This is a genomic window from Vibrio sp. S12_S33 (assembly GCF_963889785.1).
Classification (GTDB): Bacteria; Pseudomonadota; Gammaproteobacteria; order Enterobacterales; family Vibrionaceae; genus Vibrio; species Vibrio aestuarianus.
Map to the genome: position 1 here is coordinate 1 of NZ_CAWPQZ010000468.1, position 217 is coordinate 217.

1 protein-coding gene is annotated in these 217 nt (G+C 58.1%); it reads left to right on the forward strand.

The window, feature by feature from the left end:
* On the forward strand, positions 1-217 hold a 217-nt coding region (locus AACW06_RS20755; RefSeq protein ID WP_202884145.1), incomplete at both ends, for a hypothetical protein.

The window sequence follows — 217 nt, forward strand, 5'->3', positions numbered from 1 at the left end:
ACCAGCAGTATCAGCGATGCGGCGGGTAACACCACCGCTGAAAGCGCGCCAGTGACGTTTGATTTAGACACCACCATTCCGGGTGATACCGACGGTGATGGCGTGAGCGATACCGCGCCAACGTTAACCATTGCCGATGCGGCGGACGGCAGCGTCAGCGTGGCCGAGAACAGTGATGGTTTTGAAACCAATGTCACGCTTCCAACGGGTGTGGAAG